The sequence below is a fragment of the Labrys sp. WJW genome, from assembly GCF_001676615.1.
Lineage (GTDB): Bacteria > Pseudomonadota > Alphaproteobacteria > Rhizobiales > Labraceae > Labrys > Labrys sedimenti.
Map to the genome: position 1 here is coordinate 1 of NZ_LYXZ01000071.1, position 12,955 is coordinate 12,955.

13 protein-coding genes are annotated in these 12,955 nt (G+C 59.8%); 2 read left to right on the forward strand and 11 right to left on the reverse strand.

Annotated elements, in window-relative coordinates:
• Positions 1 to 138: 138 nt before the first annotated feature.
• From BA190_RS36650 to BA190_RS31940, 3 genes are all read right to left on the reverse strand, one after another.
• Complete coding sequence (locus BA190_RS36650; RefSeq protein WP_202908566.1) at positions 139 to 429, reverse strand: hypothetical protein; 291 nt, start codon at positions 427 to 429, stop codon at positions 139 to 141.
• Between the two features lie 144 nt (positions 430 to 573).
• The gene (locus BA190_RS31935; protein ID WP_068298056.1) at positions 574 to 843 is read right to left on the reverse strand and encodes a hypothetical protein; all 270 of its coding nucleotides are present in this window, start codon (positions 841 to 843) and stop codon (positions 574 to 576) included.
• Complete coding sequence (locus tag BA190_RS31940) at positions 840 to 1,643, reverse strand: glycoside hydrolase family 108 protein (RefSeq protein ID WP_068298059.1); 804 nt, start codon at positions 1,641 to 1,643, stop codon at positions 840 to 842. The genes BA190_RS31935 and BA190_RS31940 overlap by 4 nt, the downstream gene beginning before the upstream one ends.
• 499 nt (positions 1,644 to 2,142) lie before the next feature.
• On the opposite strand from BA190_RS31940, the gene BA190_RS35560 reads away from it, so the two are divergent.
• Both BA190_RS35560 and BA190_RS35565 read left to right on the forward strand, forming a co-directional pair.
• Positions 2,143 to 2,859, forward strand: coding sequence for a WbqC family protein (locus tag BA190_RS35560; protein WP_162275267.1), 717 nt, complete (start codon positions 2,143 to 2,145; stop codon positions 2,857 to 2,859).
• A gap of 34 nt (positions 2,860 to 2,893) precedes the next feature.
• Positions 2,894 to 3,763 carry a glycosyltransferase family 2 protein gene (locus BA190_RS35565; RefSeq protein ID WP_082980183.1) on the forward strand — a complete coding sequence of 290 codons (870 nt, stop codon included), beginning with the start codon at positions 2,894 to 2,896 and terminating at the stop codon, positions 3,761 to 3,763.
• 421 nt (positions 3,764 to 4,184) lie between these two features.
• Here BA190_RS35565 and BA190_RS37140 read toward each other — a convergent pair whose 3' ends face one another.
• The 8 genes from BA190_RS37140 to BA190_RS31980 all read right to left on the reverse strand — a co-directional run bounded on the left by BA190_RS37140 (position 4,185) and on the right by BA190_RS31980 (position 12,954).
• Entirely contained in the window at positions 4,185 to 4,418 is a 234-nt protein-coding gene (locus BA190_RS37140; RefSeq protein ID WP_068298063.1) for a hypothetical protein, read from the reverse strand.
• A gap of 296 nt (positions 4,419 to 4,714) precedes the next feature.
• Positions 4,715 to 7,030, reverse strand: coding sequence for a hypothetical protein (locus BA190_RS31950; RefSeq protein WP_068298069.1), 2,316 nt, complete (start codon positions 7,028 to 7,030; stop codon positions 4,715 to 4,717).
• Positions 7,031 to 7,346: 316 nt separating this feature from the next.
• Positions 7,347 to 7,868 (reverse strand): hypothetical protein, encoded by a 522-nt coding sequence (locus BA190_RS31955; protein WP_068298072.1) that lies wholly within the window; start codon positions 7,866 to 7,868, stop codon positions 7,347 to 7,349.
• A gap of 2 nt (positions 7,869 to 7,870) precedes the next feature.
• Positions 7,871 to 10,336, reverse strand: coding sequence for a discoidin domain-containing protein (locus BA190_RS31960; protein WP_068298075.1), 2,466 nt, complete (start codon positions 10,334 to 10,336; stop codon positions 7,871 to 7,873).
• Positions 10,336 to 10,923, reverse strand: a complete 588-nt coding sequence (locus tag BA190_RS31965; protein WP_068298080.1) for a hypothetical protein — start codon at positions 10,921 to 10,923, stop codon at positions 10,336 to 10,338. The genes BA190_RS31960 and BA190_RS31965 overlap by 1 nt, the downstream gene beginning before the upstream one ends.
• Before the next feature lie 90 nt (positions 10,924 to 11,013).
• Complete coding sequence (locus BA190_RS31970; RefSeq protein ID WP_068298083.1) at positions 11,014 to 11,313, reverse strand: hypothetical protein; 300 nt, start codon at positions 11,311 to 11,313, stop codon at positions 11,014 to 11,016.
• A gap of 1 nt (position 11,314) precedes the next feature.
• Positions 11,315 to 11,755 carry a Bbp16 family capsid cement protein gene (locus tag BA190_RS31975; RefSeq protein WP_068298086.1) on the reverse strand — a complete coding sequence of 147 codons (441 nt, stop codon included), beginning with the start codon at positions 11,753 to 11,755 and terminating at the stop codon, positions 11,315 to 11,317.
• Between the two features lie 197 nt (positions 11,756 to 11,952).
• A complete protein-coding gene (locus BA190_RS31980; protein ID WP_068298090.1) occupies positions 11,953 to 12,954 on the reverse strand; it encodes a major capsid protein in 1,002 nt (333 codons plus the stop codon).
• Position 12,955 lies beyond the last annotated feature (1 nt).

A 12,955-nucleotide genomic window follows, 5' to 3' on the forward strand; every position in this document is an offset into this window, starting at 1 on the left:
AGCAAAGCGCGTTTAGACGGAAACGCTGTTTTGCTCTCGCTCTTTGGTTCGACGCGTCTTTGCGATTCGAGATGATTCCGTCTAATCGCAAAACGCTCTCAGGGGATGAACTGGGAGGTCGCCAAAAACGGCTGAGGGTTACCTCGGCCCGTATACCCCGCCGGGCTGCTTGTCATCGATGAGACGATCGAGCTTGGCCTCGATGCGCCGGGTGGTCTCGACGAAGGCCTGCATCGTGGTCTCTGCCTTGGCGAAACGCTCGCGGGCATCGGAGCTGCTGTCTTTCAGCTTGCCGATTTCGAGCTCGAGCTTGAAGCTGCGCTCCTCCATGACGGTGACGCGGCTGTTGAGCTGGCTCGACCACCAGACGACGCCCGCCGTCTGGACCAGGAGTGTGATCACCAGAGCAACGGGAATTTTTTTGTCCACGGCCCAATGTTCCGTCTCGCTTGGCATGGTCATGACCAGCACCCCGCCGCTCTGCCGCCCTCGTAATGGACCGCGAGGCGGCGGTTGCCATCGCGCGAAGTGGCCTGCACATCCCGCAAGCTATCGGTGATGACGCCGCACGGTCTATCCACCGGAACGCTTGCACACCCGCTCAAAGCGATCCCAATCGCCGCCAGCGGCATAACAGCGATTGACCTGGTCGCTCGCATCGTTGAAACGATCTTTGGCTGCATCGTTCGCCCTTTCGATCTTGGCGGTGGCGTCAATGGCGCCCTGGTTGATGAAGTGCTGGCGGAAGTAGAGCGCACCGGCCAACGCAGCGGCGATTGCTGCGATGGTCAACCAGCCGCGGCCGGGGATGACACGGAACAAGGTGAGGGCGGTGGCGATCATATCGCTGCCTCGCGATATTTCGCCTGCCGATAGGCGATGATGGCAAGGCCCGCGATCGCTGCGACGCTGCCGCCGGCGACCAGCAGGGCGAAGATGACATCGACTACGCCGCCATTGCCGGTAATCGGCTGCAATGCATCCTTGGCCGCGCCGATCGTGGCACTGGCCGTGCCGATCGTGGCCGCAATGGTACCCTTGCCGATGACGGTCGAGGAGACCCTGGCATCTGCTGGCGTGGCGGTCTCCAGGCCGATTGGCGGCGGAGGAATAGCGGTGGTGACTCCATTGGCCATAAGGAGAGCGGTTTCCCGCACATGGATCATGCGGGCGCTCCAGCCTTTGCCGAAGGTCGGCCAGGTCTTGAGACCGTGCAGGAACCGCAGGCGGGCATCCTGTAGTTCGTCGATGAGGTCTGTCACCTCATGCCTGCGGATGGCCTCGAGCGTCTTCACGCCCAGAATGCCGTCAGCCTCGACGGCGAGAAGGCGCTGGAGCGTCTTCACGGCCTGGGCCGGGCCGGAATTCACGGCATAGTCGAACAAGGCATAGTCCAGGCCAGCCGGCAGTTCTCGATAGCGTAAGGGTTGCGCATACTGCCTGTCCAGGATCCCGGCTGCCTCCGCCAGCGTCAGACGCTTGACCTCGTCCGGCGTGGCCTTGCGGCCAAGCCGGCGCGCAGCGCCCAGGGTGGCTGCCGTGATCCCATATTTCGTGGCGCCACCCGGATCGCGCGGATGGTTCACATAGCCGCCTTCGGAGCCAAAGACGAGCTTGATGGTTTGGGCGAGGGTGTCGCTCATTATGTCCGCTCCCTAGGTAAGAAGAAGGCTTCCTGGAGGAAGCCTATGGTCGGTTCATCGATTGCGATGTGGAGTTGTTGAAGGTTCGGCCTGGTGGGCAGAGACCTACAACGTGCCGTGGCGAAGCCCATCGGCGATCACGTCTGCTTGCTTTGAATGAGGAGCCACTATGGGGGGTGGTCGACCGCATGACAGATAAATAGGTCGTAGCCACGAATGTGGTTGACGATCGAGCAGGTAAGCGTCAGCACCCACAATTAGGAACTGATATGGTATCATATTGCCGCCTTCATCAGGCAAGATTCCTTGAAACTAGAAGGATCGTGCCGTGGGGACTGATTGGGCGTCATTGCAGGCTCACGTGAGAACCAAAGGGGGCTGTGGGTTGCCATGGCTATTGTTCGAGAAAATGAATTCCCTTAAACGAGGGGGAAGAGAGGGATGCTAGGTGAGATCGTGAACTTTGACCCCAATCGTGCCAAAGGATAGAGGATATAACTTGCGAACTGCCGTTATCCTGCAGCCTCAATATTTTCCCTGGGCGGGCGTTTTTGAGCAAATAAACTTAGCGGATGTGTATATTCATCTCGATGATGTACAGCTTCCGCAAGGTCGATCATTTTGTTCTCGTGTACAGCTCAAGACGCAACGCGGTCAGATCTGGCTTACCGTCCCAATTATCCGCAATGGCTTACAGATAATTAAAGACACAAAGACCGACGAAAGCCAGCCATGGCGAAAGAACCATCTGATCGCTTTGCGTGAATCCTTGAAAGGGGCGCCGTTCGCTGAAGATGCGGTGGCGATTGCTGCTGATACCTTGGATCTGAAGAGTGATTATCTCTCTGATATTTGTATTTTTGGCATTGAACAGATCGTTAAATACCTCAACATAAATGTTGAATTTGGTCGAAGCTCAGAACTAATCTCACAAGGTCTCAAGGATGATAGGATTATTTCTCTGTTAAATTCTTTGAGTGCCGAGGCTTACGTTACTGGGCATGGTGCCAAGAAATACATGGATCATGAGAAAATGGATAGAGCTGGCAAAGTTGTTGAATATATGGATTATAATCTGTCGCAATATCCTCAATTACATGGTGAATTTACGCCGTATGTGACCTTCCTTGATGCCATCGCGAATTTAGGCCCGAAGGCCTCCTCAATCCTCGTATCTCAAAGCATTCCATGGCGAAAGGCTCTGGGAATAGAATAATCACTCTAGATGATAGAGAATTAGGCAACCTGCGATGTCCAGTCCGAAAGTTATTGTCGGAATTCCTGTCTTTAATGGCGAGGGTATGATCTCTGAGTGTCTGGACTGCGTAGTGAATCAGACATACCAAAATATTGAAATAAGAGTCTACGATAATGCGTCAACGGATCGTACGGCGAGCATTGTGAGGGATTATGCAAATAGGGATAATCGTATTAAATTTATAGTACGAGATATAAATGTTGGGGCCGCAAAGAATTTTATGGACTTGCTGCATGAGGCAGACGCTCCGTATTTCATGTGGCGAGCCCATGACGATCTTAGTTCGTTAAATTTCATCGAAGAGCTGATATTAGCTTTCACTTCGAAGGTAGATGCAAAGCTTGCGGTTTCGTCTGTTAGTACTGTTCGAAAAGATCGGCCTACCCAAAAAACGATTCCGAGGCCTCCTACAGGAGGAGATTTGAGGCAAATTAAAGAGCTCTTGTTTGATTCTCATGCCAGTTGGTTTTACGGCCTCTGGGAGACAGATGCTCTAAAAAGAATATTTGATTACGTCCATCCCAGATACCCTCATCCATGGGCATCTGATCACCTAGCAATGTATCCGGTGTTCCTTAAACGCGAAATTGTCATGGCGCCGAAAGCTTTTTTTACTCAACGCATTGTTCTCAAAGAATCGAACAAAGTTTTAGTCCGTCCATCAGTCGCGGAGCTTTTTTATCTTAGGAAGCAATTTCGTCAAGTTTGTGAGCACTATATTGAAGAGTCTGGCTTTTTTGGCTGGAAAAGGATAGCGATTCGTTTTTTGACTTTGTTTTACGTTGGAAAGAGGGTGTATAAACTTAGAAAATTGTTACTTAGGGGGGCGCGAGAGAAGCTGTTCTCTACCTTCGAACGCTAGAAGATTATTTGATAACTTTCCGTGGTATCAAGGCTTGCCCGAGCAACTTAGCACCGGATATATACCTCCCGCAGATCATCTTGGGCACCAAGGACGACGGTCATTTTCAGCGCTGTATTTGGTTCAGATTCCACCGATTTCCCAGTGATACTTTAAAGGGCCATGAGATCAATAAGTTTGTTGCCGTCGGATATTCAGTCACTAGAAATTTTTCTATGTAGACTGAGTGCTAGACATTTGCGGTAAGCTCGCTGATCTGTAGCTCTATTGCATAGCGTTCCCTATAGCCATGAAATGATGGCGGCGCCGTCAGCGCCCTTGCCGCCTGGATTTGTGCCAGAGCCAACAGCGCCACCCGCCGCAACTGTTCCTGTGATAATAGAGCCAGGTGTCGGTGCTCCTGCGCTCCCACGAGTGTATGTTATTCTGCATCGTCCAGCACCGCCGCCGCCGCCGCTCCAATTGTTGCCGTTGCTGTTGTTGGCTGAGCTTCCCCCTCCGCCATAGTCATTGCCGGCCGTGCCAGGGGCGGAAGGTGGGGGGCCGGCAGGCCTAGGCGCCATGCCTCCACCGCCGGCTGCTGCACCGCCAGCCGCGCCACCTGAACCAACACCAGATGCTCCGGAGCCAGCGCCGCCAGCCGAACCGGTGTCATTGAGATCGCCCCCTGATGCGGTACCGCCTGCGCCGCCAGCGGCGCTAGTGCTGGTCGACGCAGCTCGATTACCCCCGTTTGCGATGAGAGATAGCGATCCAATCGACGAAGCAGCGCCGTTGTTGCCAAGGAAAAAGGCGGATCCTGGGGTGACGCCCACACCGGAGGCGCCGCTACCCCATAAGTCGATCGTTAGGACATTGTACTCGGGAACGGTGAAGTTGAACGTTCCGGCCCGGTAGAGCACTGAGCCAGAGTGTACCAGCGACACGATGGGAGCAAGACCCGGCAACATATCAAATCCCCCTGACAATGCCGGTGTAAACGAACTTGTTCGTCCCACGGCAGACGAAGCAAACGAGGTCGGCCGCGCCAGCCGTCGTCGAGAGGGTGGGAGCGCCCCCCGCGCCGAAGGAGAAGTTCGCTCCCCATGACAGCGTGCGGTTGCCCGTGCTGTCCTGGGCTACCTCGATATTGAGCGGCCATCCCGGCTTGGCGTTGGTCGGGTTCGAGATGGTTCGGTTGCCAGCAATGGTGACTGTACGGTTTACGCCTCCGGCATGGTCGATGGCGATCGTCGCGCTATCGGCCAGAACTGCCCATCCCATTGCGGAAAGTACGATATCCATCGTCGGTATGAAGGCCGCGCCGGACTGGACGTTAGCCGTCGTTGCCAGCGTGGTTGTCCCGGTGCCGCCATTGGCAACCGGCAGAGTGCCGCTGACATGGGTTGTCAGGCCGACCTTGCCCCATGAAGGAGCGGTACCGATGCCACCGGAGCGCAGAACATTGCCGCCTGCCACACTGGCCAATGCGGCCAGAGTGGTGGCGCTATCGGCATAAATCAAATCACCGATCGTATAGGAGACAGGAATGCCAGGTATCCGTTTGTTTTCGAGGATATACCAATCCCAACTGGCGGCATTGACCAGAATTGCTCCGTAGGGGGCGAGTGTGTAGGCTCCACCCGAGCTGGAAATGCCATCCCTGGTGTAGAGATAATTACCGGATGCCGCTGTGATGGTGATCGCAACGTTGGTCGCATTGAAAATCGCATATTCGATCGACTTGGGAGACGCGCTGTTGTCCGGTAGATTGTAGGCAGTTCCGCTCTCAAGGCGAATAATGGAGTGAGTATCAGCGGGTGAAAATGTTGCGTTTGCTGAGTAGGTTTTCAGTCTTGGTCGAGTGTTGATCTCTCCCTGCACAAAAGCCGACGTAGCAATGCTGGTATCGTTGCTGCCCGCCGCAGGCGTAGGAGCCGTTGGATTGCCGGTCAGAATGGGGCTGTTTTGCGGAACGATCGCACCATTGGCATTCAAATAAACAAAGAAGTCATAGAGATATTTAGTGCTGGCCGCCTGGTCATCGCCGGGTAAGTTGACGCCTGCCGTGAGTGATTTGACCTTGGTGATCGTGCCCGAGAAATCTTGTGTCGCGGTCCAAGTCTGCGCAACATTGACCTTGGCTACATTGGCCGATTGAACACCGCCACCCTTGATCAGCTTTCCTGTGGTGCCGTCGAAAAGTACCACCTCGTTCGAAACGACCCCACCAGCGGGGCCGGCGACATCACCGCCAACAGCAGAGCCAACTGCCGTGACTTTTGGACGTAGCGGGTCGGTATTGTCGATCTCGATATTCAGGCCCGCCTGTAAGCCTTGTAGGGCGGTGTCTGCCTCGGCTCCCTGGGCTGCGGTGGCGAATGCCGTTGACGGCTGGAACGCTGCCGTGCCGAGAGACGAAATATTCGCTTTCAGATCCAGAGCGGCTTGTGTTGCATTGCTGACCGGTTTGTTGATATCGGAGGTGTTGTCCACGTTTGCCAGACCCACGCTGGCCTTGTTCGCTTTGCTGTCGGTGTAGGTCTTCGCGCTGTTCAGTGTTGTCGCATCGGCTGCCGCCTGCGCCGCCGATACCGGCTTATTAGCGTCCGACGTGTTCTCGACATTGCCAAGGCCCACATCAACCTTGGCGCCCGAGAAGGCCACAGCCGCCAGAGCGGAGGTATTCGCTTTCGCGTTGAGGGCAGTCTGCGTTGCCGTAGAAATCGGCTTGTTGAGGTCGCCGGTATTGTCGACGTTACCGAGGGCGACGTCGCTCTTGACCAGTGTCACGGCGCCGGTCTTGCCGGCAACAGAGGTCACGATATTGACCTGGGCGCCTGGCTGGATGCCATCGAGTTTCGTCTTGTCTGCCGGAGACATCAAGCCTGCCGCCACCTGGCTGGCCAGAGCGCCCAAGTCAACGACCTGCTCCTTCAGGCGCTGGCCCCACATGGTGATACGGTCGAGTGCGCGATTGATCGTATTTGCCGGCAAAGGGCCGCCGTCCTGCAGGTCGACTGATTGGGTGAGCGGCACGTCCCGGTAGATGATCAGTGTCGCGCCCGTTTCCGGCGCAGCCGTCATGGTTACATTGCCGCCGGCGGGAGAGCCGGCGCCGGTGACCGCATAATCCACGCCGAGCGTTTTGATGGCAGTCGTCCCGTCTGCCGCCCGAACCTGCACCACCAGATCCGTGTTGACGGTAAAGGGGGGAGGGAAGGCGAAAGTGGTCGTGCTGCCGTCGCCCGCATAGGAACGGCGGTTGTCATAGCTTGGAATGGTCATGTGGGGCTCCGGCAAACGGAATGCTGCCTTCGAGGCGGGGCTTTGGGGGCGGAGGTGGAGTTGGGGAGCGCAAGAAGGGGAATACCTCCTGGCGAGAGGCGAAACCGGCGGGCCGATCCCCGGCACCGCTCCGTGCGGCCGATATTTGCGAAGCTCGGGCACGCCTAAGGTGGGATCAGGCGAGGTTCGCTGGTGCCCTGAGTGCGCAAGGCCGTGTTGCCACTGTCATGTGCAGAGTCGTGAAACTCTGCCTTCCGATCGTTCGGGCAACGGCAGCCGATCTACGGGAATGACGAGGCCGTCTTCGTTGGCGCGGTTAAGCTGTTTTTCCTAGCCGCCCCAGCCCGCCGAACAGGCTCCCGGTCGCATTGAGATAGCCGCCGGTCTGGGCATTCCGGCCGGCGATGTTGGCGAGCCTGGCCTGGTAGTTCAGATTGTTGGCCTGATTCCTGGCGTTCCAGCGAATGGCGGCGACGTCGAGCGCGCCCTCGCTGGCGGTGGAGCCGATGACATCGGAAGGCGAGCCGTCGAGGTTGACGCCGGAGCCGCCTGTGAGTGCGGTTTGCGTGCCGATGGTGCTATCCACCTGGTCCTGCTTGCGGCCGGCCTGGTACTCGCCGGTCATCGTCTCGATCTGGGCCTGGCGGCGATAGGCCTCGGCCTGGGCGTCCGACTGGGCCTTGGCGGCGTTGCCTTGCTGGATGGCGCCGATAGCCGACAGGCCGGTGCCGGCGATCGAGGCCGCCGTGCCCAGGCCGATGCCGGATATGGCGGAGCCGGCGGCGGAGGCCGCGGAAGCCAGTCCGGCTCCAATGGCTGCGAAAAGCGGTGGGCACATGATCAGGGCTCCGGATCGGTGTTGAGGGTGATGGAACGGATCGTCGCCGGCAGCGGGCCGTCGGCGGTCAGCACGAGTTCGCCCTTGTCGCCCCAGTTCGTTTGGGGGCGGGCGTCGTAAAAGCCGGTGACGAGCGGGGCTGCCGTGCCGAGATCATCGCTGGTATGGCGCGCTGCGATCTCTTCGGCGGTGGCCTCGTCCCGGCCGATGCGCAGCGAACCGGTGGCCAGGAAGTCGACCTTGGCGGAGACGATCTTCTTGCGCCGTCCCAGGCCTGACCCGTCACCGGCCGAAGCAGGCGAGGGCAGCAGGTGGGCGCGTGAGGTGTAAGGCAGGCCGACGGTGATCGTGGTAGCCGGCTGACCCGAGGCGAGCGAGATGGCGCCGCCTGTGACGATCTGATCGGCCTCGCGCGCGCCATCCGCCAGGATTCCGACGAGCCGGCCCTCGAGGTGGCCAAGACCGGTGATACTTGCGGCGGGGGGGCCGCCATATTGCAGGGCGCAATCGAGATACCAGGCCTTGTCGGGCGTAGCGGTGGCCGCTTCGAACGGCGCGGCCATGCGCTCGACATAGCGCCTGCTTACGCCGCCGATCGTGCGCCGGACGATCAGCCACACTTCGTTCCTGCCCTGGCCCGGCATCGTGGCGCAACTCTCGACGAATCCCTCGCCGCCCATGAGATGGCGATGCATGCCCGCTATGGACTGGTCCTTTTCATAGGTCAGTCCGATCAGATCGCCCCTGCCGTTGGGCAGCCAAATCACGCTGTCGGGCTCTTGGGCGTAGGTGACTTCCACGATGCCGGAGGCGAAGAGATGATCCGAGAGTACCGAGATATCGGGTGTCGCATAGCCCACTCCGGTCTCGCCCTGGACAAACTCCCGCAGCGCCTTGCCGAAGCTGGAGACGAAGACCGTCGAGTTCCCGACCTTGGCTGGCCTGATCGCCTGCGAGGCATGGGTCGAAGCCAGGGACTGACGGAAGTTGTTGGCAGAGAAAGGCAGGTTGGGGCTGTCGCGACCCATGGTGCGGGCGGCACCGGCGGTACCGATCAGGAGATCCGGGCCCTCGGCAATCCATTGGATTTCGTTGACATCGGTAAGGGTGAAGGAAATCGCGTCATCGTCCTTCACCGGAACAGAGACGGAGAAATCCAGTTCGCGCCCATAGCCGCCGGTTCTGGTGGCCCAGATGCCGGAAGGTTGTGCATCAGTGCGAGCATAGACCTTGCGTTGCTCGAAGGTTGCAATATGGGCTGGCCAGCCGGGAGTTGCTCCCCAAGCGCCGAGGCGCCACTGCAAAGTTCCTTGAGCAAGCGGCAACGGTGCGTCGTCGAGCTTGGCCTGTACGACAGTTGATGAAGTAACGGCGGTGATGACGAAGGAACGATAGACTGCATTCGATCCGAGCAGAGCGATGATGCGCCCTTCGTCATCAGCAGAGAATCCGGTGCTGCCATTGATGCCTGTGGTCGATGAGGCCGTGATGGTGACGACTGGGGCCGTTGCCGGATCTTCAGTGAATGTCAGTTCACCAATGGTGACAAAGCCACCGCCATTGTTTGACGTGACATTGATGCGATAGCCGGTATAGGCAGTGGTGTTAGTGAACCTGAAATATCGGGCCTCGCCAGCAGACCAGTTGCTTTGCGCATACTGGCTATCGAGCACTGTCCAATTAGCGCCGTCATTCGATCCCTCGAACGTCCATGACTTTGGAGCTCGATCGGTGACAGGCGTTCCAGTTACAAGGCCTGATGTGGCCTGCACTGCGTACCCTACGATAATGTGAGGGGTCGGAAACGTGTACGAGATCCAGCCGTCACCACCAGCGGCGCTGTGCCATGCCGTGCCAGCGTCACGATCGAATACATTCCATGGCGCGCCCAAGGCCGTGCCACTTGCGGCAGCTGTGCCACTCGGTGCCGTGTTGCTGGTCATCTTTGGGATTGGATTGCCGGTTCCGTTGGGGGTCAACGTGGTGGACGTGTCGTTGACGGGAAGGAATGGGCCGAACCGGAAATTGACCGTCTCAATCGTCCAGCTTGTGTCGCTCTGACGCTTCACCCGCCGCGGCTGGTAGCTCTTGTGCGTGATATCCAGCACATCATTGGTCTGGTCGAAATCGAGCTGGAACAGGTCCGCATCAGCATAGGGATGGGCGACTTCCACGCTGCCGACCCGTCCGCCCAGCGCATAGACCCGGAACACGCCGGCGTTGAACACCAGCATGTAGGCCTGGCTCGCCGAGAAGATGAAGGGGATGAAGCGGGCCGGGCGGCTCGAATCCTTCACCTCCTGCACGAATTGCGTGCCGGGGCGGCGGGTGAGGCCGCCCTGGCGCATCACCATGAAGTTCTGGCATTCCTTCAGCCCGGTCTTGAAATGCTCGAGATCGGCGCGGCTGTGCAGCTTGGGGGACAACTCGCCGCGCGAGAAGACCGGCTTGAGTTCATAAGCGCCCATCAGGAACGAGCCTCGATCCAGAAATCGTCTTCGGGGTCATCCGGCGTGCCTTCCAGGGCGTCGATCGCCTGCGCCTCGGAAAGAGCGGCTTGCGTCTTCTGCCCGAGGGACTCGGCATAGGAGGCCTTGCCGGTGATGAAATGCGCCGCCTTCTGCGCCAGGGCCAAGGCGAGCACGTCGGTGAATTGCTGGTCGAACAGGCCGGTATTCTCGACGCGCCTGACATAACGGACCGGGCGCGGCGCCGGCTCATCAGCCAAGACCTGGCTGCCCTCGATCTTGTGCGGAATGGTCTTGGCGTTCTCGGTGCCATTCACGGTCAGCGGCATGACACGCAGGCAGTCCACCGGCAGGTCATAGGCATAAGCCCAGCCAAAGGCCGGTGCCATGGCCGAGGCCGGCAGCAGGGTGCGCGCCATGGCAAAATTCCAGGGGTGGCGGCGCATCAGGCTCCAGGCCATCGGCCAAAAATTGCGCCGAAACCAGCGTGCAACGGCCGAATTGTCGTCGATGGAGGCCAACGGCGCCTCGTCGAGATAATCGAGCGCGAGATTGCAAATCTCGGTGATCGAGAGATTGACGGACATGAGGGCCTCCAGGCCGCGAAAATCGATTTCGTCGGGGCGGCGCGTCGACGAAGCATCGTGCGCCGCCCGGTCTGGTTTGAGTGCCCGGGCTTACCGGAAGGCGTTGGCCTGCTTGTATTCGGCGAGCCGGCGGCTCACGACCTCGATCGGCGTCGCCTCGTCGATCGCGGCGCCGGCATCGTCGACGAGCTTGGCCTTGATCGCCTCGGTGCGGAGGGCGGCATCGACGTCCTCGGCCTCCTTCCGCGCCTCGCGCTCATTGGCCTTGTCCGGGACGAGCTCGAGATGCTCGTCCTCCTCGCGGACCTTGCCGACGAGTTCCACCTCCTCGCCCGCCTCGATGATGCGGCCGTCGACATAAGCCTTGGCCTTGACGAGATAGCGCGCCATTTCAGAAGCCTCCGACATTCAGGCCGGAGGGGTAGTTGACGATCGCCTCGCGGTCGGCGACGAGGCCCGCCGTCACCGTGCCGGCGGCGAAGGTGCCGGCCACCGTGTACTGCACGCCGAGATAGCGCTGGCGCTGGGCATCGAGCGAGAGCGCCGGCACCTGCACGCGCAGCCATTCCGAACCGGCGGTGAGGCTGGCGGCCGGGATCGCCGGCGTCTGCACGATGACGTTGGGCGACGACAGGTCCGCATTGGCCGAGGTGACATAGGCGAACTGCAGCGACGTGCCGCCGGTGAGCGCGGTGTTGACGCGGATCACCAGTTCCAGGCTGTCGCCAGGGCCGGGATCGCGGGCCTGGGTGAGGTCGATGGTATTGGTCGAGACGGCGCTGGCGGTGATCGCCTGCTTGTCCGACAGCAGAAGTTGCTGGTCTAGGATCATGGACATGGCTCCGATGATGGGAAGGAAAGGAAAAGACGCGTGAAGCGCGGCAATCCCTCCCCGGTTTCGGGGAGGGTGGCCCGAAGGGCCGGGTGGGGGAGCGTGGCGCCACTCTCCCCCTTCCGTCGCTGCCGTGCAGCGACACCTTCCCCGCAGCCGGGGAAGGATCTCGCGCTTCATTCTAAAAGCACGCAGCCTCAGACCACGCGGGCCTCGGTGTTGAGGAGCTGGTCGGTCAGGCGCACCGGGATGCCGCGGAACGAGAGGAAGGGCTGGCCCTGGGCGTCCGTCACGGTCTGGAAGGCGAGGGTGGATTTCTCCATGGCCTGGATGTCGCCCCAGGTCTTCACCGCCCGGTTCACATAGAAGGCGGGCTTGCCCATCTTGAGCGAGGGGATCTTGTTGATCGCCCGCACCATCAGCCGGTAGAGGTTGGGCGGCGTCGCCGACTGCAGGCCGCCGGCCGCCGTGGTGGTGTCGATATTGGCGATGCGCACGGCATAGCGCCAGTCGCGCACGGTCAGCCCGCACTTCCACTGGTACTTGGTCTGGTAGGCCTGGTAGCGCCCGCCATTGGGGTCGAGGATCGGCGCCGAGGTGGTGACGTCCTGATGGGTGAGCCCGGCCGTGGTGCCCTTGGGATAGATGCCGTGCAGGGTGTTCGGCCCCCACACCACCAGCCAGATCGAGGTGTTGGAGGCGCCGGTGCTGCCGGCATCGATGACGTTGACGCCGTTGCCGGCGGTGAGGCTGGAATAGCGCGGCGACAGGCCGGTGATGCGGTCGGGGTTGACGCCCACCGATTCATAGAACAGCGCCTGGGCGAATTGCTGGTTCATCGCCTCGATGAAGGCGGTGTCCTCGGTCAGGCGGAAGGCGGCGGTGTTGCCGTTGAGATCGGCGAGGTCCTTGTCGATCACCGAATAGGTTTCCAGCATGCCGCAGACATCGGTGATCTGGGCCGTGGTGCTCTTGGCCGGCGGCACGCCGTAATTGAGGCGCCGCCAGGTCGCCTGCGGCAGGCCGGTGCGGATCGTGGTCTTGTGCCCGGTGGGCAGGTTGCCCTCGATCCAGGGAATATCCTGCAGCGGTTCGTTGAGCTGGGACAGGAGCTCGGCCACCACGGCGGGCTTTCCGTTGGGGTCGAGGCGCTTGGTGACATCCACCAGTGTGGGATAGGAATTGCCGATGACGGCCATG

Bases quoted from the DNA above. Each gene is read 5' to 3' on its own strand.
- BA190_RS31935 (WP_068298056.1), bottom strand. From the start codon at position 843: ATGATCGCCACCGCCCTCACCTTGTTCCGTGTCATCCCCGGCCGCGGC.
- BA190_RS31940 (WP_068298059.1), bottom strand. From the start codon at position 1,643: ATGAGCGACACCCTCGCCCAAACCATCAAGCTCGTCTTTGGCTCCGAA.
- BA190_RS35565 (WP_082980183.1), top strand. From the start codon at position 2,894: ATGTCCAGTCCGAAAGTTATTGTCGGAATTCCTGTCTTTAATGGCGAG.
- BA190_RS37140 (WP_068298063.1), bottom strand. From the start codon at position 4,418: ATGACACCGGTTCGGCTGGCGGCGCTGGCTCCGGAGCATCTGGTGTTG.
- BA190_RS31950 (WP_068298069.1), bottom strand. From the start codon at position 7,030: ATGACCATTCCAAGCTATGACAACCGCCGTTCCTATGCGGGCGACGGC.
- BA190_RS31955 (WP_068298072.1), bottom strand. From the start codon at position 7,868: ATGTGCCCACCGCTTTTCGCAGCCATTGGAGCCGGACTGGCTTCCGCG.
- BA190_RS31960 (WP_068298075.1), bottom strand. From the start codon at position 10,336: ATGGGCGCTTATGAACTCAAGCCGGTCTTCTCGCGCGGCGAGTTGTCC.
- BA190_RS31965 (WP_068298080.1), bottom strand. From the start codon at position 10,923: ATGTCCGTCAATCTCTCGATCACCGAGATTTGCAATCTCGCGCTCGAT.
- BA190_RS31970 (WP_068298083.1), bottom strand. From the start codon at position 11,313: ATGGCGCGCTATCTCGTCAAGGCCAAGGCTTATGTCGACGGCCGCATC.
- BA190_RS31975 (WP_068298086.1), bottom strand. From the start codon at position 11,755: ATGATCCTAGACCAGCAACTTCTGCTGTCGGACAAGCAGGCGATCACC.
- BA190_RS31980 (WP_068298090.1), bottom strand. From the start codon at position 12,954: ATGGCCGTCATCGGCAATTCCTATCCCACACTGGTGGATGTCACCAAG.